This window comes from Rheinheimera sp. B2H12 (assembly GCF_059620065.1).
In genome coordinates this window covers 3,919,874-3,945,781 of sequence record NZ_CM184363.1, presented here as the reverse complement: position 1 = coordinate 3,945,781, position 25,908 = coordinate 3,919,874, and the positions used below count along the sequence as shown (strand labels likewise).

Below are 25,908 nucleotides of genomic sequence, written 5' to 3'. Positions count from 1 at the left end.
ATCTTTAGACGGTAGATATTTTTCATATCTGAAACAAAAACGGTTGATTTGGCATGCGGTGGCAAAATTTTTTGTCAATCTATTGCCACCGGTGGCAGTTGCGTTATATTGTCAATATCAACAAGGGAAAGGCAGTCGATGCCGCAGGTTATCCGGCCAGATCGGGTCAGGCAGATGAACCTGCGCTAAGCAGCGCCATGATCCCAACTCAGCAGACAGACCAGCAAATAGGGCAGCAGTAGCAGTATGGATCCATTAAAACGACAGCATCTAAAAGGGGGCTTAGCTACCATCAGCCTGGCGCTGGGTCGTCAACTGCGCGCGCCGCTGTTCCCTGGCGCAGCTGCCATGAGTGCCATCGCCACCGCAGTGGGCGGCTGTCAGCAACTGAGATCAGACAGTGATCAGGTCGCGCAATTACATGCCAAGGCCGATGCCATTATTGCCAGTATCAGGCCCACCTCATTCCCGGCCCGTGATTTTGTGCTGACGGATTTTATCCAAACCAACACCGGCAGTCAGGCCTTAACAGATGTCAGCACTGCAATTGCCAAAGCTATAGCCGCTTGTCACCAGGCCGGTGGTGGTCGGGTGCTGATCCCGGCCGGCCGATGGCTGACCGGCGCTATCCACCTGCGCTCAAATGTGAATTTACACCTGGCAAAAGATGCCGTGCTGGTCTTTTCCAGCGATCCGGCCGCTTACCTGCCTTATGTGATGACCCGCTGGGAAGGTGTGGAACTGATGGGCTACTCGCCACTGATTTATGCCTTTGAGCAGGACAATATTGCCATTACCGGTGAAGGTATCCTCGAAGGCGGTGGCAGTGTTAGCCACTGGTGGCCCTGGAAAGGCAAATGGAAACATACACCGTGGCCACTTGATGCCAGCGTCGATCAACAACAAACCCGCGATCCGTTATTCCGGATGGCGGAAGCCGGGGTGCCGGTTAGCGAGCGGGTGTTTGCCAGCAACTGGTTAAGGCCGCCTTTTATTCAGCCATATCGTTGCAGCAGGGTGCTGGTGGAAGGCGTCACTATCCGCAATTCCCCGTTCTGGTTACTCAATCCGGTGCTTTGCACCGATGTTATTGTGCGTCAGGTCAATTTTTTCAGTCATGGCCCGAATTCCGATGGTTGTGATCCGGAATCCTGTAACCGGGTGCTGATCAGCGATTGTCTGTTTGATACCGGCGATGACTGTATTGCGCTGAAATCCGGCCGTAACAATGACGGCCGCCGGCTGGCGAAGCCAGTGCAAAATGTAGTGATCCAGGATTGTGTGATGAAAGCCGGTCATGGTGGCGTGGTACTGGGCAGCGAAATCTCTGGCGGTGCCCGCAATATTTTTGCCAGAAGGTTAAGAATGAGCAGCCCGGATCTGGAGCGTGGGCTGCGGATCAAAACCAACTCGTTACGCGGTGGTGTGATTGATACTGTGCTCTTTACCGAAGTGCAAATCGGTGAAGTGAAAGATGCCATCGTGATCAATTTTTATTATGAAGAAGGCGATGCTGGCGACCATTTACCTCAGGTGAAGAATATTTATATCAGCCAGTTGCACATTCGTCAGGCCAATCGTTTGTTTGAAATTCGTGGTTTGCCGCGCGCACCGGTTGGCTTAGTACAACTTGATAACGTCAGCGTTAGGCAAGCTTCGCTTGGCGTGGTGAGCTTAGCACCGCAGTTGCAATTGCAGCAGGTGTCGCTCAATGGTCAGCCGCTGACTTTGGCGGGGCAGCCATGACCGCAGCAGTTTTTTGTCACAATTTGCCACCGCTAGACAGTCGGCGGTTTAGCACTGGCCGCAGCCTGCCGTTCGCGCTGCCAGCAGCATCTGCCAGGAGAGAAAATGATGACGACTGAACAAGTCAGCACCACGACCGTGACCGCTGCTGACAGCACTGCCACCAGTTGCAGTGCACCACTGACGGCACAGAGCGCCATGCCATTGGCCGCACCGGCCGCCCTGGTGACTAACCAGGTCGCGCTGTGGCAAGTGCACCCAAGAGACAATGTGTTGGTGGCATTACGTGCTCTGAGTGCCGGCGAGTTGTTGGCTGCACCTTATCAGCACTTGCAATTGCTGGAAGATATTCCGGCCGGCCATAAAGTGGCGCTTGGTGATATAGCCCCAGGCGGTGAAGTGCGCAAATATGGCTTTGCCATTGGCGCTGCCACAGTGGCGATCTGCGCCGGTCAGCATGTGCATGCCCACAATACTGCCACCCAGCTTAGTGGCGAGCAGCACTATCACTATCAGGGCTGCCAGGGCACGACATTAACTTATCCTGCTGATTTACCAAGCTCATTTTTGGGTTATCGGCGCAAGAACGGCAAAGTGGGCACCCGCAATGAACTTTGGATCATCAATACCGTCGGTTGTGTCAACAAAGCCGCCAGTCGGATTGCCGCCGAAGCGAACCGGCGGTTAGCCGCCCAATTGGATCAAGGTTATCAGCAGATAGATGGCGTTTTTGCCTATACCCATCCGTTTGGCTGTTCGCAATTGGGCGACGATTTAAGCCATACCCGCACTATTCTGGCTGGCCTTATGCAACATCCGAATGCTGGCGCTGTGCTGGTAGTTGGCCTGGGTTGTGAAAACAATCAACTGGCAGCGTTATTAGCAGCCGCCCCTGGCATTGATCCGGCGCGGATCCGTTCTTTTAACGCCCAGCAAGTGGAAGATGAAATCGAACAGGGTCTGGCAGCGGTCAGTGAATTACTGGCATTCATGGCCGAGGATCGCCGTACTCTTTGTCCGGTATCAGAACTGGTGTTTGGCATGAAATGCGGGGGCTCGGATGGCCTGAGCGGACTCACTGCCAATCCGCTGGTTGGTCAGGTCGCCGATTTGGCTGCCAGTTGCGGCGGCAAAGTGATTTTAACTGAAACGCCGGAAATGTTCGGCGCTGAGCAGGTGCTGATGGCACGTGCCCGCAATCAGGCTGTTTTTGCTGAACTGGTGTCGCTGGTGAATCGCTTTAAACAGTATTTTATTGACCATCAGCAGCCGGTTTATGAAAACCCCAGTCCAGGCAATAAAGCCGGCGGCTTGACCACGCTGGAAGAGAAGTCACTGGGCGCCATCCAAAAAGGCGGTAGTGCTGTGGTGGAGGCCGTGATCCGTTATGGCGAACAAGCCAGTAGCCCCGGTCTGACGTTGCTGGAAGGTCCCGGCAATGATGCAGTGTCTTCGACAGCGCTGACCGCAGCGGGCGCCACCTTATTGTTGTTCACCACAGGTCGTGGCACGCCGCTGGGTTTTCCGGTGCCGACAGTAAAAATAGCCTCCAATTCGGCGCTGGCAGCGCGTAAACCGATGTGGATTGATTATGACGCCGGCGCCATGTTGCAGCCAGGCATCGACAGCCAGCAATTTAGCCATGATTTTTTCCGTTATTTAATCCAGGTGGCGTCAGGGCAATACACCCGCAATGAACGCTCGGACAATAAAGAAATAGCGCTGTGGAAAAACGGCGTCACGCTTTAATTTTTGATGATTTTGCAGCGCAGTCTGCAACAGAGGAGCCCTGATGGCCGCATTCACGTTACATCCAGACCGGTTATTTCCGTCCGATCCAACAGTGCGGGCTATTGCCCAGCGCTTATACCGCGAAATTGCCGGTTTACCTATTGTCAGTCCGCATGGCCATACCGATCCAAAATGGTTTGCTGAAGATCGTAACTTTGACAATGCCACCAGCCTGTTATTACTGCCGGACCATTATGTGTTCCGGATGTTATACAGTCAGGGCATCGCGCTGGAAAGCCTTGGCATCCGGCGTAAAGATGGTGCGGTCGTGGAAAGCGATTACCGCAAAATTTTCCGCATCTTTGCCAGCAACTATCATTTATTCCGTGGCACCCCATCCAGAATGTGGCTGGACCATGTGTTCAATGAGGTGTTTGGTCTGACCCAGGCACTGAGTGCAGCGACTGCGGATAATTATTACGATGCCATCAATGCCCAGTTGCTGTTGCCAGCGTTTAAACCCCGCACTTTGCTGGACAGATTTAATATTGAGTTGCTGGCCACCACTGAGGGGGCGCTTAATTCGTTGAGCCACCACGCCGCCCTCAAAGGTACAGGGTATGACAAAAAAGTCATCACCACCTTCAGGCCTGATGATGTGGTCGATGCTGACCGGGCCGATTTTGCCGTCAATGTGGCGAAACTGGCGGAACTGACCGGTCAGGACACCCAAAGCTGGAGCGGCTATTTACAAGCGCTGCGACTTAGACGGCAATTTTTTCGCGAGCATGGCGCTACCGCGACCGATCATGGCCACCCAACGGCGAAAACGGCCGATTTAACGCCCGCTGAAGCCGCTGCTTTATTCAGCCGTTGCCTGGCGGGTAGCGCCAGCACAGTGGAAACAGAATTATTCCGTGCTCAGATGCTGACAGAAATGGCTGGGATGAGTCTGGAAGATGGCATGACGATGCAAATTCATCCGGGGGCATTTCGCAATCACAATCCATTGATTTTTCAAAATTTTGGTCCGGATAAAGGGGCTGATATCCCGACAGCTACTGAATTTGTCAGCAATCTGAAACCATTGCTGGACAAATACGGTAACCAACCGGCGCTGAAGATTATTTTGTTTACTTTAGATGAAACCAGCTATGCCCGTGAACTGGCGCCACTGGCTGGTCATTATCCTTGCCTGAAACTCGGTCCGGCCTGGTGGTTCCATGATAGTCCGGAAGGCATGTTGCGGTTTCGGCATCAGGTAACGGAAACTGCCGGTTTTTACAATACCGTTGGTTTTAATGATGACACCCGGGCTTTCTTCTCGATCCCGGCGCGGCATGATGTGGCACGCCGCATTGACTGCCGTTTTCTGGCTGGATTGGTTGCCGAACACCGACTGGGCGAAGATGAAGCCGCTGAGCTGGCTTATCAACTGACCTATGGTCTGGTGAAACAAGCTTATCAGTTGCCTTAACAGCAGTTGGCTTTACAACAATCGTCTGACCATTACACAGAGTGAATGTATGAGCAATCCCCCTTTGAAGAACACAGCTGATAGGACAGCCAAAGTGCCACCGCTGGCAAGGCTCAGCACAAGCGCTTTAGCAGCGCAGCCGGACGGCGCAGCGCTGGCGTTACCGGCTTATCTGACCGGTGGCCGGGCGCCCGGTATTGGTATTGTCCATCTGGGACCGGGCGCATTTTTTCGCGGCCATCAGGCCTGGTATACCCATCAGGCGTTACTGGCCGGCGGTGACTGGCGGATTTGCGCGGTGTCAATGCGCAGCACCGACGTCGCCACTGCGCTGAATCCGCAAGACGGCCTTTATACCCTGGCGATAATGGAGCAACAGACCGACTATCAATTGCTGGGGGCCGTGGCAGAGGTGCTGGTGGCGCCTACTCAGTTCAGCCAGGTGCTGGCCAGACTGACTGCAGCCAGCACCCGTTATGTCACCATGACCATCACCGAAAAAGGTTATTGTCTCAACAGGGCCGGTGAGCTGGATCTGACCCATGCCGATATTGTGCATGATTTACAGCAGTCGCCAGCGGCGCAGCCCAGGTCAGCTATCGGCTTATTGGTTAAAGCGTTGCAACAGCGATTTGCTGCCAATGTGCCGCCATTTGTAGTCATTAGCTGCGATAACCTGACAGATAATGGTCATAAGCTAAAACAAGCTTTGCTGACATTTGCGGCGCAGCAGTCGCCGGCTTTGGCCAATTGGTTAGCGCAGCAACTGCTGAGTCCGGGCACTATGGTCGACAGCATCACCCCAGCCACCGATGACGCACTGCGACAGGCGGTGGTAACAGAACTGGGCCTGGCAGATGCCTGGCCGGTGAAACGGGAAGCGTTTTGCCAGTGGGTGATTGAAGACATCCTGCCTGCCGACAGGCCGGCTTGGGGCAAAGCCGGGGTGATTTATACCAGTGATGTCAGTGCTTTTGAAAAAGCCAAACTCAGGCTGCTCAATGCGCCGCATTCGACGCTGGCTTATCTTGGCGTGCTGCTTGGGCTGGACACTGTGTTTGCCGCCATGCAACAACCGGCTTTAGTGCAGTTTTTACAGCAACTGGTCGACCGTGAAATCAAACCGTCGTTTCAACCCCCGGCCGAACTGGCGGTCGACAGTTACAGTCAGGATATTTTCCGTCGTTTCCAAAATCCATCGGTGCGGCATTTACTGGCGCAAATTGCCTGGGATGGTTCGCAAAAACTGCCGATGCGGTTGCTGCCGATTATTCAGGACAATCTGACAGTCGGGCGCCCGGTGGCTCTGCTGGCGCTAGCCGTGGCCGCCTGGTGTCGTTTTATCCGGCTCCGAGCCAGTCAACAGCCTTCGCTGCCTTTGGTCGATCCGCTGGCCAGCCGATTGCTGGCAGTGGCAGCCCAATGCAGCAATGATGCAACGACAGACGTGGCGCTGTTTTTAGCCATTGATGAAGTATTTCCAGCCAAGCTGGCGCTGGACCGGCGTTTTGTCGCCGCTTTAGTGCAGGCTTATCAGCAACTGGATCAGTTGCACCTATCGACTTTAGCGCAGCAGCTGCAAGTGCAGCCTTTCGGAGTTTCGGCATGACCGCTTTATCCTCTTTGTTAACAGGACCGGCATTATTGCCGATTATTCAGGCCGATACGCCAGCGCAGGCAGTGCAAATTGCAACTGCGATGCAGCAGGGCGGTATTACAGCAGTGGAAGTGGTGTTGCGTACCAGTGCGGCGCTTGCTGCGATCAGTGCCATCCGCCAGCAATGTCCGCAGTTGTTGGTGGGGGCTGGCACAGTGCTGAGTCAGGCCGATGCGCAAAACTGTAAAAATGCCGGCGCCCAGTTTCTGGTCAGCCCGGCCAGCACCCCGACGCTGTTGCAGGCCATGCTGGATACAGGGCTGGCTTTGGCTCCCGGCGTGGCCACTAGTTCGGAAGTCGCGCTGGCACAGGAAATGGGCCTGACTGAATTAAAGTTTTTTCCGGCCCATTTAAGTGGCGGCACCGCCATGCTGTCGGCGTTGGCCGGCATTTACCAGCGGATCCGATTTTGCCCAACCGGCGGTATCGCCCAGCATAACCTGGCTGACTATCTGCAACTGAGCAATGTGTTTGTGGTGGGTGGGTCCTGGATCTCGCCACCGGCGCTGGTAAAAGCGGCGCAGTGGCAGCAAATCACCGCACTGGCGGCGGCCGCAGTGAGTACTGCGCTGGCCTGTCAGCAATCTGCAGTAAGTGCTGGTCGCGTGGATGTTGCGGCTGGGCTCAGACCGCAACGCAGCGCCTGAACTTTTGACCTTGGATGGAGTAAGCCAGATGACAACAAAAATCCTGCTGCTCGGCGAATGTATGGTGGAGTTATTTCAACTGGTTGAAAACGTCTACCACCAGAATTTTGCCGGTGATGTGTTTAACACCGCCGTTTATTTAAAACGCAGCATTGGCGCTGGCGCTGAGGTGCAATTTTTCAGTGCCATCGGCACCGATCTGATCAGCGATAAATTATTAAGGGCGGTGCAGGACGAAAAAATTGGTACTGACTTCTTACTGCGCAGCAAAACAGCGCGTCCTGGCCTGTATATGATTAACACTGACTGTTTTGGCGAGCGCAGTTTTGTGTATTGGCGCGATAGCTCAGCGGCCAAGCAAGTGCTGCAGTGTATGCAGGCACAGCAACGCCAGTCCGAAGTGCTGGCGGCTGATTGGTTTTATTTCTCTGGTATTAGCCTGGCCATTTTATCAGCCGAGGATCGCGAGCTGTTATTTGACCTGATCCTTCAGTTAAAAGCCCGTGGTTGCCGGATTGGTTTTGATCCCAACTACAGGCCGGCTTTGTGGCCGCACCCAGAACAGGCGGCAGCTGCGTTTAGCCGCGCTTACCGCTTATCAGATCTGGCGCTGCCGGGGCTGGATGATCATCGGGTGTTGTTTGGTGATACCGATCAATCAGCCGTATTGGCCAGGTTGCAGCAGGATGGCGTCACTGAAATTGTGGTGAAAAATGGCAAAGATGGTGTGCTGGCGCTGGTCGATGGCGAACAATTCCATTGTCCGGCGGTGCAGGTGAAAAAAGTGGTGGATACCACAGCAGCTGGCGATTCTTTTAATGGGGCATATCTGGCGGCCCGATTACAGGGCAAATCAGCACAACAGGCCTGTCAGTATGCTGCCAGGCTCGCCGCCTTTGTGGTGGAGCACACTGGCGCTATTGTCAGTGCGCAGCACTTTGCTGATTTTCAACAACAATATCCGCTGACGGCAGTTTAAGCCTCAGTTAGATGTACTTTTGATGCAGAAGGGAGCAGTGATGCAATGGCCGAATTAAGCCACTTATTTCCACTACCGCAGGAAATTCCGGCCGAGTTTGCCGCCGGTGAGCCGATTTATCAGCGCGAATATCTGATTGGTGGTGCGTTAAAACACTGGGCGGGTGAATTAGCACAGGTGCTGAGCCCGGTCTGTTTGCGTGCTGCCGAAAACAACAGCCTGACTCCTTATGTGCTTGGTGCAACGCCACTGCTGGATGGTCAAGCGGCGCTCAGTGCGCTGGATGCGGCTTTAGCCGCTTATGATCTGGGCCGGGGCGCCTGGCCTAGCATGCCGGTGTTACAGCGGGTGCTGCATGTGGAAAAGTTTCTGCAGGCGATGTTGCAATGCCGCGCCGCAGTGATCCGGCTGCTAATGTGGGAAATTGGTAAAAATGTTGCCGATGCCAGCAAGGAATTTGACCGGACCTGCGATTATATCCGCGACACTATTCATGCGCTGAAACAGCAGGATCGTAATGCGGCGCATTTTATCGTCGAACAGGGCACTATCGGCAAAATCCGCCGGGTGCCGGTCGGGGTGGCGCTTTGTATGGGGCCTTTTAACTATCCGTTGAATGAAACCTTCACCACGCTGATCCCGGCGTTGATCATGGGTAATACCGTGATATTTAAGCCTGCCAAATATGGTGTGTTGCTGATCCAGCCGTTGTTACAAGCCTTTGCCGATTGTTTTCCGCCAGGGGTGATCAATGTAATTTATGGTCGTGGCCGCGAGACGGTCGGCGTTTTGATGGAAAGTGGCCGCATTGATTTGTTTGCTTTTATAGGTACTCACAAAGGTGCCAGCGATTTAAAGAAATTACACCCTAAACCTCACCGGTTACGTGCTGTGCTGGGACTAGATGCGAAAAATCCTGCCATTATATTACCTTGTGCTGATGTGGCGGCCGCTATCCCCGAAATTGTCGCTGGCGCTTTGAGTTTTAATGGCCAGCGCTGCACGGCACTGAAAATTATTTTTGTCCACAGCTCGATTGCCGATACGGTGGTAGCGCAATTGGCCAGCGCAGTGTCGGCGTTGCAACTGGCGATGCCCTGGCAAGCCGGTGCCCAAATTACGCCGTTGCCGGAACCCGGTAAAACGGCTGCGCTGACGGCTATGTTGCAAGATGCATTGGCGCATGGCGCCAAGGTGATGAATGCCGGTGGCGGTGAAGTGGCCGCGACTTTGTTTAAACCGGCAGTGTTATATCCAGTAACCCCTGCGATGCAGTTGTATCAGCTGGAACAATTTGGGCCGCTGGTGCCGGTGGTGCCTTTTGATGACATTGCGCAGGTGATTGATTATGTTATCCATGCCGACTATGGCCAGCAACTGAGTATCTTTGGCCGCGAGCCGCAGCAAGTCGGCGTGCTGATTGATATTTTTGCCAATCAGGTCGGCCGGATTAATCTCAATAGCCAATGTCAGCGCAGCCCGGACAGTTTTCCATTTACCGGTCGCAAAGATTCGGCTGAAGGCACTTTATCAGTCGAAGATGCGCTGCTGCAGTTTTCGATTCCAACCTTAGTGGCGACTAAACAAAACGCCAGCCAGATTGCATTACTGCAAGCGATGATCCATCAGCGCAGTTCTGGTTTTATTGCGACTGATTTTTTGTTTTAAAGCTGCGCAGCGGTGCTGTCCGTGAGCGCTGCTATTGCTGCTAAGTTGCCACCGGTGGCTTGATGTTTTAGTTATTATTTTGCAGCTGTTAATTGCATATGAAGCATTTTTTTAACGTGTTGCCAGCCAACACCAGTTCGACCCAAAAGGCCTCAGAGCCGTTGACAACAATAAAACCACAACAGGGAACTATAATGACGACAACACACCATCGCAGGTCAGCGCCTGCTATCCAACCTTTATTCCATGCCATGTTACTGGGGGGGGGCTTGTCTTTACTGGCTTTGCCGTTGCAAGCGCAACAGCTGGCGCAAAGCACTGCAACTGAGCCTGCAGCCGCAGTGACTGACAGCACAGCCAAGCAGACGACTGCAGCAGACAAAGCCATTGAAGTGATTGAAATTTCAGGTTACCGCGGCAGTTTAAATGTGGCCTTGTTGTCTAAACGCCAGGCAGTCGGGGCAAAAGAGACAATTCTGGCTGAGGATCTGGGCAAATTTCCCGATCTGAATATAGCTGATTCGCTGTCGCGTATCCCTGGGGTGGCGATTGAGCAGGATGCCGGTGAGGGTCGTCAGATCAGTTTACGTGGTTTAGGCGCGAGTTTTGTCAAAACCACCATTAATGGTATGGAGTCAGCTTCCGCCGGCGCTGCTACTGACGCCGCTGGCGGCGCCAATAAAAGCCGGGCTTTTGATTTTAACGTCTTTGCTGCTGAGCTCTTTACTCAAATCGATGTGCATAAAACGGCAGCGGCTGAACTGGAGGATGGTGGTATTTCCGGTAATGTCAATTTGCAGACTGCCCGGCCTTTTCAGTATCAGCAAGACAAGTTTGCTTATAACCTGAACGCCCGTTACAACGACGTGGCAGAAGAAGTGACACCACGGGCTTCGTTGATGTTCAGCAAAAACTGGGACAATCATGTCGGCCTGTTATTCTCAGTGGCCTATTCCGAAGGCCTGGTGCAAAGTGAAGGTGCCACCACCGGCCGTTGGAATATCAACCATCCGGCATTCAAAGCCGGCAGTAGCGACAATAAATTATCCGCAGCGCCGGTGTTTCAGTTATCCCCTAAAGGCGCTTACAGCAACCAGAATATGGAAGGGCTCTATCTGCCGCGGATCCCACGTTATTCAATTTTTAATAAATCGCAGGACCGGCTTGGTATCACTACAGCGGTGCAATATCAGTTGCATGATGATTTGCGGCTGGATCTGGATCTGTTGCATGCCAAACTCGACAGTGAAATGGATGAATTCCAGTATTCGGCCTTGTTGCGTGGCAACCTCAGCAGCAAAACCAAAATTTATGCCGAAAATCTGTTGGTGGACGCTCATAATACCGTCGTCGCCGGAGCGTTATCCGGCGTGCCAATCCGTTCCGAAGCGCGTAAAGATGTTTCTAATTCTGATTTTAATCAGGCTACCCTCAGTGCCGACTGGCAATTGACTGAGCAGCTGAGTCTGGTGGCTTTGGCTGGTTTTGGTGAATCGAAACTGGATATTCCGTTTCAGCACACCTTTGCACTGGATTCCTTTAATTCCACTTTTGCTTATAGCTACGACAGTGCGATAGATCCGGTCACTTTGCTGGGGCAGACCGGTACTCAGCTCGGGACTGCCGGGATGAATATGGATATCCCGGCTTTTGCTTTTGCACCGGCCCAGCCAGCTGGCAAATCTTACAGCGCCGCTGAATTACAGCAGTTGATGATGGATCCGGCGTTATACAGTTTGGGTCTGACCCGGAAAAAGACCCAGGCGATTAACAGTGAAAACACCAACTTCAGCCTGAGTTTCAATTATTTGCTGAATGATGTTTACAGCCTGAAATTTGGCATCAACCAACGAAAATTCAGCACGGCCAACGTGCAGGGGGATAATGCCTGGAAAGCGCTGAATACCAGTACCAATAAAACCAGTGGTGAAAGTGCTGAAGTACTGGTGCAACAGCTAGCGTCCGATCAGATCAAGGGTCAGTTATATGGTTTATCCCTCAGTAGCGCTGGTCAGCATTTTGGCAATGCGGCCACAGTGCCTGCCAACTCTGTGCTGAATGCCGGCAGCTGGCTGACCACAGATTATGACAAGGTGCTGGCGACTTTTGGTAATGCCGCCTTTTTTGCCGCCAAAGAACGCTATGCCACCACTTATGATGTCAGCGAAGAAGTGCTGGGGGCTTATCTGCAACTGGATTTCACCCAGATGCTTTGGGGCAAAGAACTGCGCGGTAATGTCGGGGTGCGGTTGATTGATAACACCAATACTTCCGCCATCGTCAATCTTGACCATATTTATGCCGACGGTTATACGCCGGGCCGTGGTGGTGGTGCCACTCTATCGGGGGGCTATGGCTGGCGGGAAACCGTCAGTGAAAGTCGTAATGTACTGCCAGCGCTGAATTTGGCTTATGACTTGACCGAGGATCTGGTGGCAAGGCTGAGTCTTTCTAAAGCCATTACCAGACCGGCGATTGCGGATTTAGCGTCCGCGATTAAAGTGAATACGCCGGATGCGAAAGATCCGACCGCCACCATTGAACAAGGCGCAGGGCCGACCTTGCGGCCTTATTTGTCCAATCAGGTTGATCTGGCGCTGGAATGGTATTTTGCCGAGGAATCTTTGCTGGCGGCGGCGGTATTTTATAAGGATATTACCGGACTCAGTAAAGGTTCCAAGCAGGAAGTGTACAACCGGGATCAGCTCAGCGCCATGGGCATCGATTTGGGCGATATGGATCCCGCCACTATTACCTGGGATGTCACGCAACTGATGAATACACCCGCCGAAGGTGTGACCGGTGCCGAGCTGATTTATCAACAACCGTTCAGCTTTTTACCTGAGCCATGGCATCGCTTTGGTTTGCAGAGCAACCTGACCTGGATTGATTACAAACTGGATATCACAGATCCATTCCGTAAAACTGTGGTCAGTTTGCTGGCAGAAGAGACATCGCGACTGAGTTATAACTACACTTTGTATTATGAAGCCGAGCAGTGGAGCGCGCGGATTTCTTATAATTTCCGCGAACGTTATATCAAAGAATATCTGGATAAATACAAAGATGAAGCCGGTTATGGTCGTGGTTATGAGGACAAAGGCCAGTTGAATTTTTCCTCACGCTACAAAATCAGCGATCAGTTATCATTGTCCTTTGAAGCCATCAACCTGACGAATGCCGCAACAGAGCAATGGAGTGATGTCTATGTACCGCGGCCAGCAGAATACCTGCTGACAGGCCGGCAGTATCTGCTGGGGATCCGCGGTAGTTTTTAACTGCGCCATGGTGACAGCTTACAGCACCGGTCTGTTGTGGCAGTCCGGTGCTGACAAAAGGATAATGTTAATATGATGAAAGGTCGTTTTCGAACATGGCCTGTTTGGCGCCAAACCGCCTGCTGGCTGGCACTGCTGTGGTGTCCGCTGTTACAGGCTGATCCTGCATTGGATTGGAGCCAGGACTGGCGCCAGCAAGCAGCCAGGGATAGCCGCTGGCATGCTTATTTTAGCCATAGTGCCACCTTACGACAGCAGGACCAGCAACAGCTGGACACTGAGTTGCAGCAACTGAAACGGGCGCAGCCAAAGTTACCCGCAAAGCATAAAGCCTTTGGTTTTGCTGCGCAGCCTGCACCTCAGTTCTGGCAAAGTGCTGCAGCTGCCAGACAAGCCAAAGTGATTTTGTCATTTCAGACCCCTTCAGGTGGCTGGAGCAAAAGAACCGATATGGCCAGTCAGCAGCGGCAGCCTGGTCAGCAGTATGGGGTGGAGAAAAACTATATTCCAACCTTTGATAACGGTGCCACCAGTACCCAATTGCGCTGGCTGGCAAGTTATTATCCTTATGCAGATGCGGCTTTACAGCAGCAACTGCTGTCAGCCTTAGCGCGCGGTGTCGCTTTTGTGCTGGCGGCACAATATCCCAACGGCGGTTTTGCCCAGACCTATCCATTGCGTGGCGGTTACCATGATGCCATGACGCTCAATGATGGGGTGATGGAAACCTTATTACGGTTGTTGCAGGACGTTGCGCTCAGCCCAACGTTTGCCATGTTACCGCAGGACCTGAAAACTCAGGCCGCCAGTCAGTTTCAGTTGGGATTGCAATTGTTGTTGCGCTGCCAGTTGCGGTTAAACGGCGAGCTGACCGTTTGGGCTGCACAATATCATCCGGTAGCGCTTACTGCAGTTGCTGCGCGCACTTATGAACGGCCAGCGCTGGTGAGTTCGGAGAGTGCCGGTATCACCTTGTTATTGATGGAGCAGCCACCCACCATGGCCATCATTGACAGTGTGGAGGCGGCAGTCCGCTGGTTTGAACGCCAGCAAATCCGTGACCAGGCATTACTGCGGGATGCCGAAGGGGTCAGACTACAGGCCAGTCCGGGTGCTAAACCTCTGTGGGCCCGATTTTATGATTTAGCCCAGCAGCAACCCTTGTTTGTCGATCGGGATGGCCAGCGTTATGCCAAACTGTCGCAATTATCGCTGGAGCGGCAGTTGGGTTATGGCTGGTATCAAAACCGGCCGGCCACAGTGCTGAAGGCCTATCCAGCCTGGCGACAGCGCTGGCAAGGCAAGTCCGGTTAAGGCTTTGCTCTGGCGTCATACTGCTGCCACCAACTGGCCAGTTGCGCCAGTGGCATAGGTTTGGCCAGATAATAGCCCTGGCCATAGTGGCAGCCCAGCTGTTGTAAAAATTGTTGTTGTATCGCAGTTTCTACACCTTCCGCCACCACTTTCAGTTGCAAGGCATGACAAAGCGCACAGACGGCCCGGGTGATTTCCATATCGTTGGTCTGCTGCGGTATCGTCATCACAAAAGAGCGATCAATTTTGACGCAGTTAATAGGCCAGTGTTTCAATCGGCTTAACGAAGAAAAACCGGTGCCGAAGTCATCAATCGCAATAGTGGCGCCGCGTTGACGTAAAGCGGTCAGCACGGCCACTTTATCGTCCAGATCCTGCAGCGCCGTTTCGGTGATTTCAAACTGCAATAAACCAGCGTCCACCTGATCACGCAGCAGCGACTGATCCAACTGGCTTAACAGCGCCTCATCTTCCAATTGCCGTACTGATAAATTCAGCGATACTATCAGGCCGGGTCTTAATTGCTGTAAGGCCGCCATATCGCGGCAGACTTGGGCAATGACCCAGTTGCCAAGCTCAACAATCAGATGGCTTTGCTCAGCGACCTGAATAAATTGTTCGGTGTTAAGCTGGCCATACTCCGGATGGAACCAGCGCAGCAGCGCTTCGACGCCATACCATTGTTGTCGCTGTAAATCGATTTGTGGCTGATAATACAAGCAGAGGCCACAACCGTCTGGTAATGCCTGCTTCAGTTCTTTTTCAATAAAGACCCGTTGCTGGGTTTTATTCGCCATTGCCACATTAAAAAACGAATAACGATTGCGGCCACTTTCTTTGGCAGCAAACATCGCCAGATCGGCGCATTTGAGCAGTTCATCATAACTGCAGGCATCTTCCGGATAACAGGCAATACCGATACTGCAGGACACCGACACCACAGTGTTGTCCAGCTCAATATCTTCACTGATGCTACGCAGTAATTTTTCTGCCACTCTGTGATAAAAGCTCGGGTGGACAGCGTCAGGAGTGATCACGACAAATTCGTCGCCACCGACCCGGATTGCCGTGTCGCCGGCTCTGGTGAGCGCATTGATCCGTTCGGCAATCACTTGCAGTAAGCGATCGCCCATATGATGGCCCTGGGTGTCGTTGACCAGTTTAAAACCGTCTAAATCCAGATACATCACCCCAAGCATACTTTTATTGCGGCTGGCGCGTTCTACTTCAATTCTCAGCGTTTTTTCCAGTTTGGCTCTGTTACCAAGGCCAGTCAGATGATCATGAAATGCCAGCTTCGCCAGATGTTCTTCGGCTCGGCGCAGGGCTGAGATATTAGAAAAAGTCAGTACATAATGGCTGCCATGTTCAGTCGGATCATGGACTTTGACCTGACAGATATGTTGCCAGGCTGGGAATTGGCTGCCATCCTGCCGCCGGCACAGCACTTCACTACTGCTATGATGGTTGCCGAGTTCAGACCAGATAGCGCTGATAGCAGGCCGTTGTGATGGCGGATACAAAAATTGCTCTGGCGTTAAACCCTTGACTGTGGCAACACTGTTGCCAGTCAGTTGGCTGAAGGCCGGATTGGCGGAGAGCACCCGATGTTGTTGATCCAGAATTAACATGGCTTCCGCTGTAGTTTGAAAGACCGCATACGCTTGCCGTAACTGGAGCTGCTCATGTTGTTGCTTGGTGACATCCCGCATCACGCCAATCACCATGGGCTGGCCGGCGCTGAGCACATGACGGCCAAACAGTTCGACCCAACGTACCGGGCTGGCTGAGGCCAGTTTCAGGGTGAGCTGAATATCCTGTTGTTTGGCCAGCGCCCGCGCCAGTTTTGGTTGTTCAGTGGTGGCAAATAATTGATACAGCCGGTCGATGCCGCTGCAAATGACATCGGGGGGCTGTTGCAATAACTCACTGGCCAGGCCCGAGCTTAATAAGCTATCCTGGCTTGGTGTCAGCTCCCATAACCCCAGTTTGGCGGCCGACATCGCCATTTGTAACCGCAGCTCGGAGCGGCGTAATTGCTGATCGGCCTGATGTCGGTATAATGCCATCCGGATCGAGGCGTCCAGTTCTTTGCGATCATAAGGTTTGATCAGGTAACCGTACGGCAGGCTTAAACCCGCATCCTGCAACACACTGCTATCGCAAAACGCTGACAAAAAAATCACCGGCAGTTGCATTTGCTGTTGCAATAATTGGGCAGCTTCAGTGCCGCGCATTTGACCTGCCAATTGAATGTCCATCAGCACCAGATCGGGTTTTAGCTGAGTCGCCCGCGCCAGTACTTCTTCGCCGTACGCTACAGTCGCGACCACCTGATGGCCAAGATCCTCCAGCGACATTTTCAGATCCAATGCCACGATTTGTTCATCTTCGACAATCATGATCTGGCTTTGCATCAAATAGGCTCCTGTAGCGGTTTAAATCGAATGACAAAACCGGTGCCGGGCTGGCGCCGTAACTCAAGCTCAGCCCGCAGTTGGGCGATAAAAGTTGGGATCAGTTTAAATCCCAGCGACTGACCTTCGCCTAATTGTGCCGATGCCGGTAGTCCGATGCCATCATCAATGATGGCCAGCCTGATGCGACTATCATCCTGTTGTGCCAGTTCGAGCCGGATCAGCCCCTGGCTGCGGCCGGGGAAGGCATGCTTTAAGGCATTGGTCAGAACTTCATTGACAAATAAACCACAAGGGATTGCCTGTTGCAGTGCCAGTACCAGATGTTGGTCAACAGCGGAAAAATCAAACTGGATTTGGCATTGCTGACTCAGGCTCTGTCGTACCAACTGGCACAGCTGTTGTAAATAAGCACTGAGCGTAATTGATGAAAAATCACGTTTTTCGTACAACAACTGATGGGTCAGCGCCATGGTTTTGACTCTGAGCTGGCTTTCGGTCAGCGCTTGCCGGACTTCGGCGCCGGCATGACGACATTGCAAATTCAGCAAACTGGAAATAATTTGCAGATTATTTTTCACCCGATGATGGACTTCATTCAGTAAAGTGGTTCTTTCATGCAGCAGCTGACTTTTTTCATCAACGATCGACTGCAATTTTTGCTGTGCCAGTTTCTGTGCTGTGATGTCCGTCACTGTGGCCAGCACTTTCGCATCGCCTGTTATATTCAGCTGGGTTAGACCAATATCCACCGGAAATAACGAACCATCCTTCCGACGGGCATAAAGTTCAGTCCGTTCGGACATCCGCCTGCTGCTGGGCTGGCGCAAATAATGCTGGCGGTGCTGTTGATGAGGCGAGGTCAGTTCAGACGGCACCAGCACTTCGATTGGCTGGTTGTTTAACTCCTCGGCACTATAACCAAACATTTCCAGTGCTCTGTGATTACACAAGGTGATCCGCCCCTGCTGATCAACACAAATCAAACCATCCGCTGCACTGTCAAACACCCGGCGAAAGCGTAACTCGCTGTCTCTAAGCTCTGTTTCACTGCGGGTGCGATCAGAAATATCAATGGCAGAAGGGATCAGATACCGTAATTCGCCTTGATCGTCGTACAGTGGCGCCAGCATAAAATCCAGCGTCATAATTTGATCTTTCATCTGCGCCGTGACATCAAAGCGGCACACTTCTCCCGCTGCCGCCGCCTGCATCGCTGCTGAGATGCGCTGCCGTTCCTTGCTGTCATGTTGCCACCAAAAACAGTCGCTGAAATTTTTCTGCAACACATCACTGAGCTGGATGCCAGCGGCTTCCAGTGGCGAGCGGTTGGCGTCAATCAGGGTGCCATCTGGCAGTAAAATACCAACAAAGGCAAACAGGTTGTCCAGCACTTGTCTGAGTCGTTGTAAACCCTGCTGTTGCTGTTGGCTCTGGTTGAGTTGTTCGGTCAGTACGGCAATAGCATTGAGTTCACCTGCCTGCAGTAACGGCAGACAGCGACATTGCCAGTGCTGTAGTTGACCAGTGCCGCCAGCAGGGGTGCTGAAGCTAATCGATGACTGCGGGCAGGCAGTGCTACGCACTTGTTGCAGAGCCACTTGCAGTTGCGGTTGGATGCTGGCAAAGCATTGTCCCTGCAGCGTCGCACTATCAGCATGCAGCCAGTCAGCCTGCGTCTGATTGAGCAATAACACAGAAAAGTCCGGCGCTAAAATGGCAACGCCCATCGGTAACTGCGGCCATAACAAATCAAACATCGCTGCTTTTTGCTGTTCGGTGATTGGGGTGGATACAGCCACGCTGCGATTCCTTTGCCTGGCCAGAAGGACTTTAACTGTAGTTAATAAATTAGGGAATAACAAACTGCTGCGGCAAGCCGCAGCAAACAAGCTGATAGTCGTGCAGGCTGATTAATCGGCCAGGTAATAATCCACAGTGGCCACCACCCGCACCTTTTTAATATGAGGCGTGCTGCTGTCACGATCACTGATACTGAACTGACCTTGATTGGCCTGTTTGATTTTGCCAACTTTACTGTTGGAGTCGGCGGCAAATTTGCCGGCCACTTCACGGGCATTGCGGGTGGCTTCTTCGATCATAGCGGGTTTCAGGCTGTTCAAACCGGTAAACAGGTACTCCGCTTTACTGTCATAATCCTGACCGGCCAGCGCAATGCCATTTTTACTCAGTTCAATCAGTTTTTGCCGTGCCAGATGGGCCTGATCAACCTGATTGCTGTACAAAGTGACAATGGAACTGGCGGTAAAACGCGGCTGATTCGGATTGCCATCATTGTAACCAGCCTGGCGATCGACAATAGCGGGCACTGAAACGCTGATTTCATTATCGTTAAAACCATGCAGTTTTAAAAACGCGATCACTTGCTCATTTTTGCGCTCGACACTGCCGACCAATGCGGGCAGCTCATTGCCCACATCATTAAATTTAATCGGCCAAATCACCGTATCGGCCGCGACATCACGCTCCGACAAGCCCTTGACCTGGACTGTTCTTTCCATGGCTTTGAGCGTCAGTAGTTGCTGACCAAAAATAAAACTGGCACCGACCAGACCCAGACTGAGGGTCAGACCAAGGATCCAGGCTGGTTGATTTGAAGTAGACATTATAAACTCGTTATCTGTGATTAAATTGATGACAAGTCTAGCGCCTGAGGCTGAATTGGCCGTGAATCGACCAAAGAAAACGGGCCCTAAGGCCCGTTTGAGATACATGTGATCCTTGCACGCTGGCAATGATTACACTTTGATATTGATGTTCTGACCAATATTGCCAACAGCCACAGGTGGCGGCGCTGATGCTGCTGCGCTTTGCAGCAATTGCATCGTCATTTTCGCTTCCTGTTTCTGTTGTTTATTTGCCATTACAGCACCCAGTACTTCCATACTCTGGCTGGCGGCGGTACTTCCAATGCTGGCAGTCATAGTTTCTCCTGTCTGAACACAGCTGTCAGGTTGTCGGACAGCATGGCTTAAACTTGAGCGGTTTGCAGTGGTTATTTTGTAAGTTGTTGTATTATTTCTGAATTTAAACTGACGGGTGCTGCTGGCCATTCGTGGTTAATGGCGTGGACCTTCTTGTCGGCTGCACCGCCGACAAAAAGGTCCAGCCATTGACCGTTAATGGCAAACACTGCACCTCAGAGGGCTTAGCTGATTTGCACCAGCGCAGTTGAATTGGTTTTGAGTGCTGGCTGCACCAGTGCTGGTGTCAGCGGGCGTACTGGCCGGGTTGGGCCTTTTTTCACTGTGGCTTTAAACATGGGTTCCGGCACTACCGGCATTTTGCCAAGTTTAGCCGCCAGCGCCTGCTGGATATCAGATACGGCATAACCGGCTTTAATTTTCATCCGTAAATAAGGCACACCTGAGGCCTCCAATGCGCCACTAACAAACCAGTCCGGAATGGCTTTATGACCTTCTTTGTTGGAATTGTTTACCAGATCAATCACTGCAACTATGCTCATATCGCTGCTGTTACACAACACATAATCCAGATATTTGGCGTTGAGCTTCAGTAAAGCCGCTCTTTTGGTTTTGACATCAGCACCGGGTTTGATATCAATAATATCGGCCAGTTTGACGCGGTTGATAATTTTGTATTGATCACCAACGGCTTTTTCCAGCAGAGTTAAAAATGACCGTTCGATTTGCGTAAATAACTGATTTTTCCGACTAAACGGAAAAGGGTTGCCATGATGCATCATCCTGTTTAGCACCAATGCGGCAATCACAGCTAACAGCACCAGTAATAAAATAATGACTTCCATATACACCTCTGACAAAAAATTGACGCTCTGGGCAGTTCTAACTTGCTGCCGGCATGGGGTATCGAGTCTTTGCAGAAGTTATGCCAAAATTTCAGGAACTTGCTGAGCATAACTATTTTTTAAAATGATATCAGGCATTGTTTGCATTAATGGCAATGATAAAGGCAGCCAAGGCCTTTGCGCTTATAGTAAGGAACCCGCTGTGATGGCTTTGATGCCCGTCTCACAGTGTTCAGCTCCATTTTCCTTGCAGCAGTTGGCTGCAGTAATGACAAGGACCAGACCATGACAACAGAATGCGCCAATTTAATGATCCACGGGGCTATGCCAGCGGCTTATGCTGAAATTTTAACGCCGGATGCCTGTGCTTTTCTGGTCAAACTGGTCAGAGAATTCCGGCCGCAGCTCAAAGCATTACTGGCGACCAGACAGCAAGTGCAGGCGCGCTATGATAGCGGCGCCTTACCTGATTTTTTAGCAGAAACGGCACATATCCGCAGTTGCGACTGGCAAGTAGCCGCCATACCAGCCGATTTGCAAGACCGCCGGGTCGAGATCACGGGGCCGGTTGATCGCAAAATGATCATCAATGCGCTTAACGCCGACGTGAAAGTCTTTATGGCCGATTTTGAAGACTCGCAGGCGCCTAGCTGGAGTGGGGTGATTGAAGGCCAAATTAATTTACGCGATGCCAATCTTGGCACTATTAGTTATGCAGATCCGGCGTCAGGTAAACAATATGCACTGCGGGACAATCCGGCGTTGTTAATTGCCAGGGTGCGGGGCTTACATCTGTGGGAGCGGCATTTAACGGTCGATGGCGAGCAGATCCCCGGCTCGCTGACTGACTTTGCCTTGTATTTTTTCCATAATTATCAACATCGTCGGGCCACAGGCTCCGGCGTTTATTATTACCTGCCAAAATTACAGAGCCATCAGGAAGCCGCTTGGTGGGATCAGGTGTTTCGCTTCACTCAGGCCTATTTTCAGCTGCCGGTGGGCACTATTCGCGCTACAGTGCTGATTGAAACCTTGCCGGCGGTGTTTGAAATGGATGAAATTTTATATAGCTTAAAAGACCACATCGTGGCGCTCAATTGTGGCCGTTGGGATTACATTTTCAGTTATATCAAAACGTTAAAGAATCATCCTGATAGGGTGCTACCGGACAGGCAAGTGGTAACGATGGAGCAGCCGTTTTTAAGCGCCTATTCCAGATTGCTGATCAAAACTTGTCACCGCCGCGGTGCACTGGCGATGGGCGGGATGGCGGCTTTTATTCCGGCCAAAGATGCAGCGCAAAACGAAGCCATTCTGGCCAAAGTGACGGCTGATAAACAGCTGGAAGCCAGTAATGGTCATGATGGCACCTGGGTGGCGCATCCCGGACTGGCGGCCACGGCCAATGCGGTGTTTGCAGCCCAGCTTGGTGGGCGCAGCAATCAGCTTCATATCCTGCGTCAGCAAGATGCGCCGGTGACTGCTAGCGATTTGTTACAGCCATCGACAGGTGAGCGTACTGAAGCCGGTATGCGCACCAATATCCGGGTGGCGTTGCAATATATTGCCGCCTGGATCAGCGGTAAAGGTTGTGTGCCGATCTACGGCCTGATGGAAGATGCGGCGACTGCGGAAATTTCCCGCACCTCCATCTGGCAATGGATCAAGCATGGCAAGTCGCTGTCCAATGGCAAATTAATCGATAAAACGCTGTTTAGCCAGTTTTTGGCGGAAGAGTCGGCGGTGGTGAAAACTGAAGTGGGCGAGGAACTGTGGCAGCAGCAAAACTTTGACAAAGCGGCGGCGCTGTTGTTAAGTATCACCACGGCTGATGAGCTGGTGGACTTCCTAACCCTGCCAGCTTATGAGTTATTAGGGTAAATAATACAATCAACCCGGCTTAGCTTTTGCTGAGACTAAGCCGGGTTGCTTGCATGCGTATAGTAGAATGCTTAATGCGCCAATTCTTCAGCAATTTCAACAATCAAGCGCCGCAGCCAGATATGACTGGCATCCTGATGTAATAACGGGCTCCAGATCATTTTCAGCTCAATAGACGGGATGGGAAAAGGTGGATCCAGCACCTGCATCGTCGGGTCATTTTTATACAAACCAGCCGCCCGTGATGGCAAGGTCGCAATCAAATCGGTTTCCACCGCCAGATGCATCGCCACATGATAATTCCGGGTAAAGACGCTGATATTGCGTTGTTTGCCAAATTTTGCCAGCGCTTCATCGACCCAACCCAGCTTCTGCACATCCGCCGGATCCATGCCAACGCCAACGCCAAAACCAGTTTTACTGACCCAGATATGCTGGCCTTTTAAATAAGTATCGAGATTAAAATTGGCTAAAATAGGATTTTGTTTATGCACCAGACAAGCAAAGCTATCGCGCCAGATGGTCTTTTGGTGGAAGGATTGCGGTAACTGATCAAAACGGTTGATGGCCATATCGACCCGACCATTTTCAACGTCGTGAAAGGTCACATCTGAAGGCGTCATAATATCCAGCGAGGTGCCTGGCGCTTGCGCCCGCAGCCGTTTCAGCAGGGCTGGGATCAGCGTGGACGCGGCATAATCACTGGCCATAATACGAAATACCCGCTGGCTGTGGCTGGGTTCAAAATCTTTATTCGGTTGCAAGGTTTCTTCCAGCGTCAGCAAAATCCCCCGCACCACAGGTGCCAGTTCTTTGGCGCGTTCGGTTGGCACCATGCCATCACTGGTTCGCACCAGAATAGGGTCATTCAGTAAATCTCTGAGTCTTTTCAAGCCATTACTCATGGCTGGCTGGGTGATGCTGAGCTGGTTCGCAGCGCGGGTGACGTTCTTTTCGCGCAGTAACACATCCAGATACACCAACAGGTTTAAATCAATTTTGCTGATATTCATCAAGGCCTCCAGAGTCAGGCTTTGTATATTCACACAATGAATGCTCAGAATCAAAAAAATCAGCTACATGAATCTCAAAAATGAAACCTATAGTGATTGGTAACAACAACGCCGACAGAAATGTTGTGCGGTGTGCAACGAAAGCCAGTGGTTATATCAGAGGATTAAGCAATGTCAGCCTACCAACAGAATATCCAATCTCTTGAACAAACCCTGCAAGCGCAGGGACCGGCCTGGAATGCCATTAGTGCTGAATATGCCGCCCGGATGCAGTTACAAAACCGTTTTAAAACCGGTTTGCAGATCGCGCAGTACACTGCTGACATTATGCGGGCTGATATGGCCGCTTATGATGCCGACAGCAGTCAGTACACCCAATCCTTGGGGTGCTGGCATGGGTTTATCGGCCAGCAAAAACTGATTGCCATTAAAAAACATTTTGGTTCCACCAAAGGTCGTTACCTGTATTTATCCGGCTGGATGATTGCGGCGCTGCGCTCAGAGTTTGGTCCACAACCGGATCAGTCGATGCATGAAAAAACTGCAGTGCCGGCTTTAATTGAAGAGTTATATACCTTCCTGCGCCAGGCCGATGCCCGTGAGTTGGGTGGTTTGTTTCGTGAACTGGACGCGGCCAGAGCGGTGGACGATCAAGCCAAAGTGGCCGCAGTGCAAGCCAAAATCGACAACTTTGACACCCATGTAGTGCCAATCATTGCCGATATCGATGCCGGTTTTGGTAACGCCGAAGCTACTTATCTGCTGGCGAAAAAAATGATTGAAGCGGGTGCCTGTGCCATTCAGATTGAAAATCAGGTATCGGATGAAAAACAATGTGGCCACCAGGATGGTAAAGTGACAGTGCCACATGCCGATTTTCTGGCAAAAATTAATGCCGTGCGCTACGCCTTTTTAGAGCTGGGTATTGAAAACGGCATTATTGTCGCCCGCACCGATTCATTAGGAGCCGGCCTGACCAAACAAATTGCGGTGACCAACGAAGCTGGCGATTTAGGCGATTTATACAATAGCTTCCTCGATGGCGATTATATCGACAGCGCTGCCGATATCCAAAATGGCGATGTGGTGGTGAAAGCCAATGGTAAATTGCTGAAACCAAAACGCTTAGCCAGTGGTTTGTTCCAGTTTAAACCAGGCTCGGGCGTTGATCGGGTAGTGCTTGATTGCATCACGTCCTTGCAACATGGCGCTGATTTATTGTGGATTGAAACGGAAAAACCGCATGTGGGTCAGATTGCGCAGATGGTCGATCGGATCCGGGCTGTGGTGCCCAATGCCAAGCTGGTGTACAACAACAGCCCGTCTTTTAACTGGACGCTGAATTTCCGCCAGCAAGTATTTGATGCCTGGCAAGCGGCTGGCCAGGATGTGTCGGCTTATGACAGAGCTAAACTGATGAGCGTCGATTATGACAGCACTGAATTAGCCCTAGAAGCGGACGAACGGATCCGGACCTTCCAGGCCGATGGGGCCCGCCAGGCCGGTATCTTTCATCATCTGATCACCTTGCCGACTTATCACACTGCCGCCTTGTCGACTGACAATCTGGCGAAAGAATACTTCGGCGAAGCGGGCATGCTGGGTTATGTCAAAGGCGTGCAACGGCAGGAAATCCGCCAGGGTATTGCCTGCGTCAAACACCAGAATATGTCAGGCTCAGATATTGGCGATGACCATAAAGAATACTTTGCCGGTGAAGCCGCATTAAAAGCGGCCGGTAAAGACAATACCATGAATCAGTTTTGAGGGAAGCTGATTGATGATCCGCGGCAGCGTCCGGACAGCGTTGCCGCCTTGCTGAATAACCAGTTACGTGGTCGGGGGCAAACCAACTGCAGCGCGATGCCAGTCAGGTGTTGCACTGCAGGGAAGATAGCAAAACGACTTTGGCAGCCAGTGGCTGCCTTTTTTATATCCAGGGACGGATGGTACAGCCTTGTGGTCGGGAACAAGCTAGGCTGCATTGCTGAAGTTGCACTAGCCCTGGCATCAGCGTGGGCGTGCAACCATTAAGCTCAGTGCTCAGCTGGCTGCAAATTTGCCAGCAATTGACTGATCCGGACTTTGTGATATGGCAGGTGGCGCTCGGCTTTGCCGGTTTTGCGTAAAATTAGCGTTTCGGCTTGAAACTGCAAACTGGCATGCTGGGTAAAAACTTGATTACCCTGACGCGAAAACGGAATAGCGGCTAAAGTTAAACGTTCACACAAGATGGATTTAACCGTATTTTTATCCATTGCACTTGTCATGTTACCCCTGAACAACCGAATTATGACGTCAACAGGCGGT

18 protein-coding genes are annotated in these 25,908 nt (G+C 51.9%); 11 read left to right on the top strand and 7 right to left on the bottom strand.

What is annotated here, in order from left to right; all coding sequences use genetic code 11:
* Nucleotides 1–246 precede the first annotated feature (246 nt).
* The 9 genes from AC53GJ_RS16950 (at nucleotide 247) to pelA (ending at nucleotide 14,497) form a co-directional block, all read left to right on the top strand.
* The gene (locus AC53GJ_RS16950; RefSeq protein ID WP_496729501.1) at nucleotides 247–1,746 is read left to right on the top strand and encodes a glycoside hydrolase family 28 protein; all 1,500 of its coding nucleotides are present in this window, start codon (nucleotides 247–249) and stop codon (nucleotides 1,744–1,746) included.
* A gap of 105 nt (nucleotides 1,747–1,851) precedes the next feature.
* Nucleotides 1,852–3,495: a UxaA family hydrolase gene (locus AC53GJ_RS16945; protein WP_496729499.1), complete on the top strand. Its 1,644-nt coding sequence runs from the start codon at nucleotides 1,852–1,854 to the stop codon at nucleotides 3,493–3,495.
* Between the two features lie 43 nt (nucleotides 3,496–3,538).
* On the top strand, nucleotides 3,539–4,954 hold the full coding sequence (uxaC, locus tag AC53GJ_RS16940; protein ID WP_496729497.1) for a glucuronate isomerase: 1,416 nt from the start codon (nucleotides 3,539–3,541) through the stop codon (nucleotides 4,952–4,954).
* Between the two features lie 49 nt (nucleotides 4,955–5,003).
* Nucleotides 5,004–6,563 carry a mannitol dehydrogenase family protein gene (locus tag AC53GJ_RS16935; RefSeq protein ID WP_496729495.1) on the top strand — a complete coding sequence of 520 codons (1,560 nt, stop codon included), beginning with the start codon at nucleotides 5,004–5,006 and terminating at the stop codon, nucleotides 6,561–6,563.
* Entirely contained in the window at nucleotides 6,560–7,258 is a 699-nt protein-coding gene (gene eda / locus AC53GJ_RS16930; RefSeq protein ID WP_496729493.1) for a bifunctional 4-hydroxy-2-oxoglutarate aldolase/2-dehydro-3-deoxy-phosphogluconate aldolase, read from the top strand. Before AC53GJ_RS16935 ends, eda begins: the two co-directional genes overlap by 4 nt.
* Before the next feature lie 28 nt (nucleotides 7,259–7,286).
* A complete protein-coding gene (locus AC53GJ_RS16925) occupies nucleotides 7,287–8,237 on the top strand; it encodes a sugar kinase (RefSeq protein ID WP_496729491.1) in 951 nt (316 codons plus the stop codon).
* A gap of 45 nt (nucleotides 8,238–8,282) precedes the next feature.
* A complete protein-coding gene (locus AC53GJ_RS16920) occupies nucleotides 8,283–9,905 on the top strand; it encodes an aldehyde dehydrogenase family protein (protein WP_496729489.1) in 1,623 nt (540 codons plus the stop codon).
* Between the two features lie 194 nt (nucleotides 9,906–10,099).
* Complete coding sequence (locus AC53GJ_RS16915; protein ID WP_496729488.1) at nucleotides 10,100–13,183, top strand: TonB-dependent receptor; 3,084 nt, start codon at nucleotides 10,100–10,102, stop codon at nucleotides 13,181–13,183.
* 72 nt (nucleotides 13,184–13,255) lie between these two features.
* Nucleotides 13,256–14,497, top strand: coding sequence for a pectate lyase (gene pelA, locus AC53GJ_RS16910; protein WP_496729486.1), 1,242 nt, complete (start codon nucleotides 13,256–13,258; stop codon nucleotides 14,495–14,497).
* Here pelA and AC53GJ_RS16905 read toward each other — a convergent pair.
* From AC53GJ_RS16905 to AC53GJ_RS16885, 5 genes are all read right to left on the bottom strand, one after another.
* Nucleotides 14,494–16,914 (bottom strand): two-component system response regulator, encoded by a 2,421-nt coding sequence (locus AC53GJ_RS16905; RefSeq protein ID WP_496729484.1) that lies wholly within the window; start codon nucleotides 16,912–16,914, stop codon nucleotides 14,494–14,496. The two genes, pelA and AC53GJ_RS16905, sit on opposite strands and share 4 nt — an antisense overlap.
* The gene (locus AC53GJ_RS16900; RefSeq protein WP_496729482.1) at nucleotides 16,914–18,716 is read right to left on the bottom strand and encodes a PAS domain-containing HWE histidine kinase family protein; all 1,803 of its coding nucleotides are present in this window, start codon (nucleotides 18,714–18,716) and stop codon (nucleotides 16,914–16,916) included. The genes AC53GJ_RS16905 and AC53GJ_RS16900 overlap by 1 nt, the downstream gene beginning before the upstream one ends.
* Nucleotides 18,717–18,827: 111 nt before the next feature.
* Entirely contained in the window at nucleotides 18,828–19,541 is a 714-nt protein-coding gene (locus tag AC53GJ_RS16895) for an SIMPL domain-containing protein (protein WP_496729480.1), read from the bottom strand.
* A 132-nt stretch (nucleotides 19,542–19,673) separates the two neighbouring features.
* The gene (locus AC53GJ_RS16890) at nucleotides 19,674–19,859 is read right to left on the bottom strand and encodes a hypothetical protein (protein ID WP_496729478.1); all 186 of its coding nucleotides are present in this window, start codon (nucleotides 19,857–19,859) and stop codon (nucleotides 19,674–19,676) included.
* Nucleotides 19,860–20,083: 224 nt separating this feature from the next.
* Nucleotides 20,084–20,704 (bottom strand): DUF2726 domain-containing protein, encoded by a 621-nt coding sequence (locus AC53GJ_RS16885; RefSeq protein ID WP_496729477.1) that lies wholly within the window; start codon nucleotides 20,702–20,704, stop codon nucleotides 20,084–20,086.
* A 285-nt stretch (nucleotides 20,705–20,989) separates the two neighbouring features.
* On the opposite strand from AC53GJ_RS16885, the gene aceB reads away from it, so the two are divergent.
* Nucleotides 20,990–22,585 carry a malate synthase A gene (gene aceB / locus AC53GJ_RS16880; RefSeq protein ID WP_496729475.1) on the top strand — a complete coding sequence of 532 codons (1,596 nt, stop codon included), beginning with the start codon at nucleotides 20,990–20,992 and terminating at the stop codon, nucleotides 22,583–22,585.
* A gap of 71 nt (nucleotides 22,586–22,656) precedes the next feature.
* Here aceB and AC53GJ_RS16875 read toward each other — a convergent pair whose 3' ends face one another.
* A complete protein-coding gene (locus tag AC53GJ_RS16875; protein WP_496729473.1) occupies nucleotides 22,657–23,598 on the bottom strand; it encodes a LysR family transcriptional regulator in 942 nt (313 codons plus the stop codon).
* 171 nt (nucleotides 23,599–23,769) lie between these two features.
* Between AC53GJ_RS16875 and AC53GJ_RS16870 the strand changes: the two genes are divergently transcribed.
* On the top strand, nucleotides 23,770–25,365 hold the full coding sequence (locus AC53GJ_RS16870; protein WP_496729471.1) for an isocitrate lyase: 1,596 nt from the start codon (nucleotides 23,770–23,772) through the stop codon (nucleotides 25,363–25,365).
* Nucleotides 25,366–25,634: 269 nt separating this feature from the next.
* Here AC53GJ_RS16870 and AC53GJ_RS16865 read toward each other — a convergent pair whose 3' ends face one another.
* Nucleotides 25,635–25,868: a hypothetical protein gene (locus AC53GJ_RS16865; RefSeq protein ID WP_496729469.1), complete on the bottom strand. Its 234-nt coding sequence runs from the start codon at nucleotides 25,866–25,868 to the stop codon at nucleotides 25,635–25,637.
* Nucleotides 25,869–25,908 lie beyond the last annotated feature (40 nt).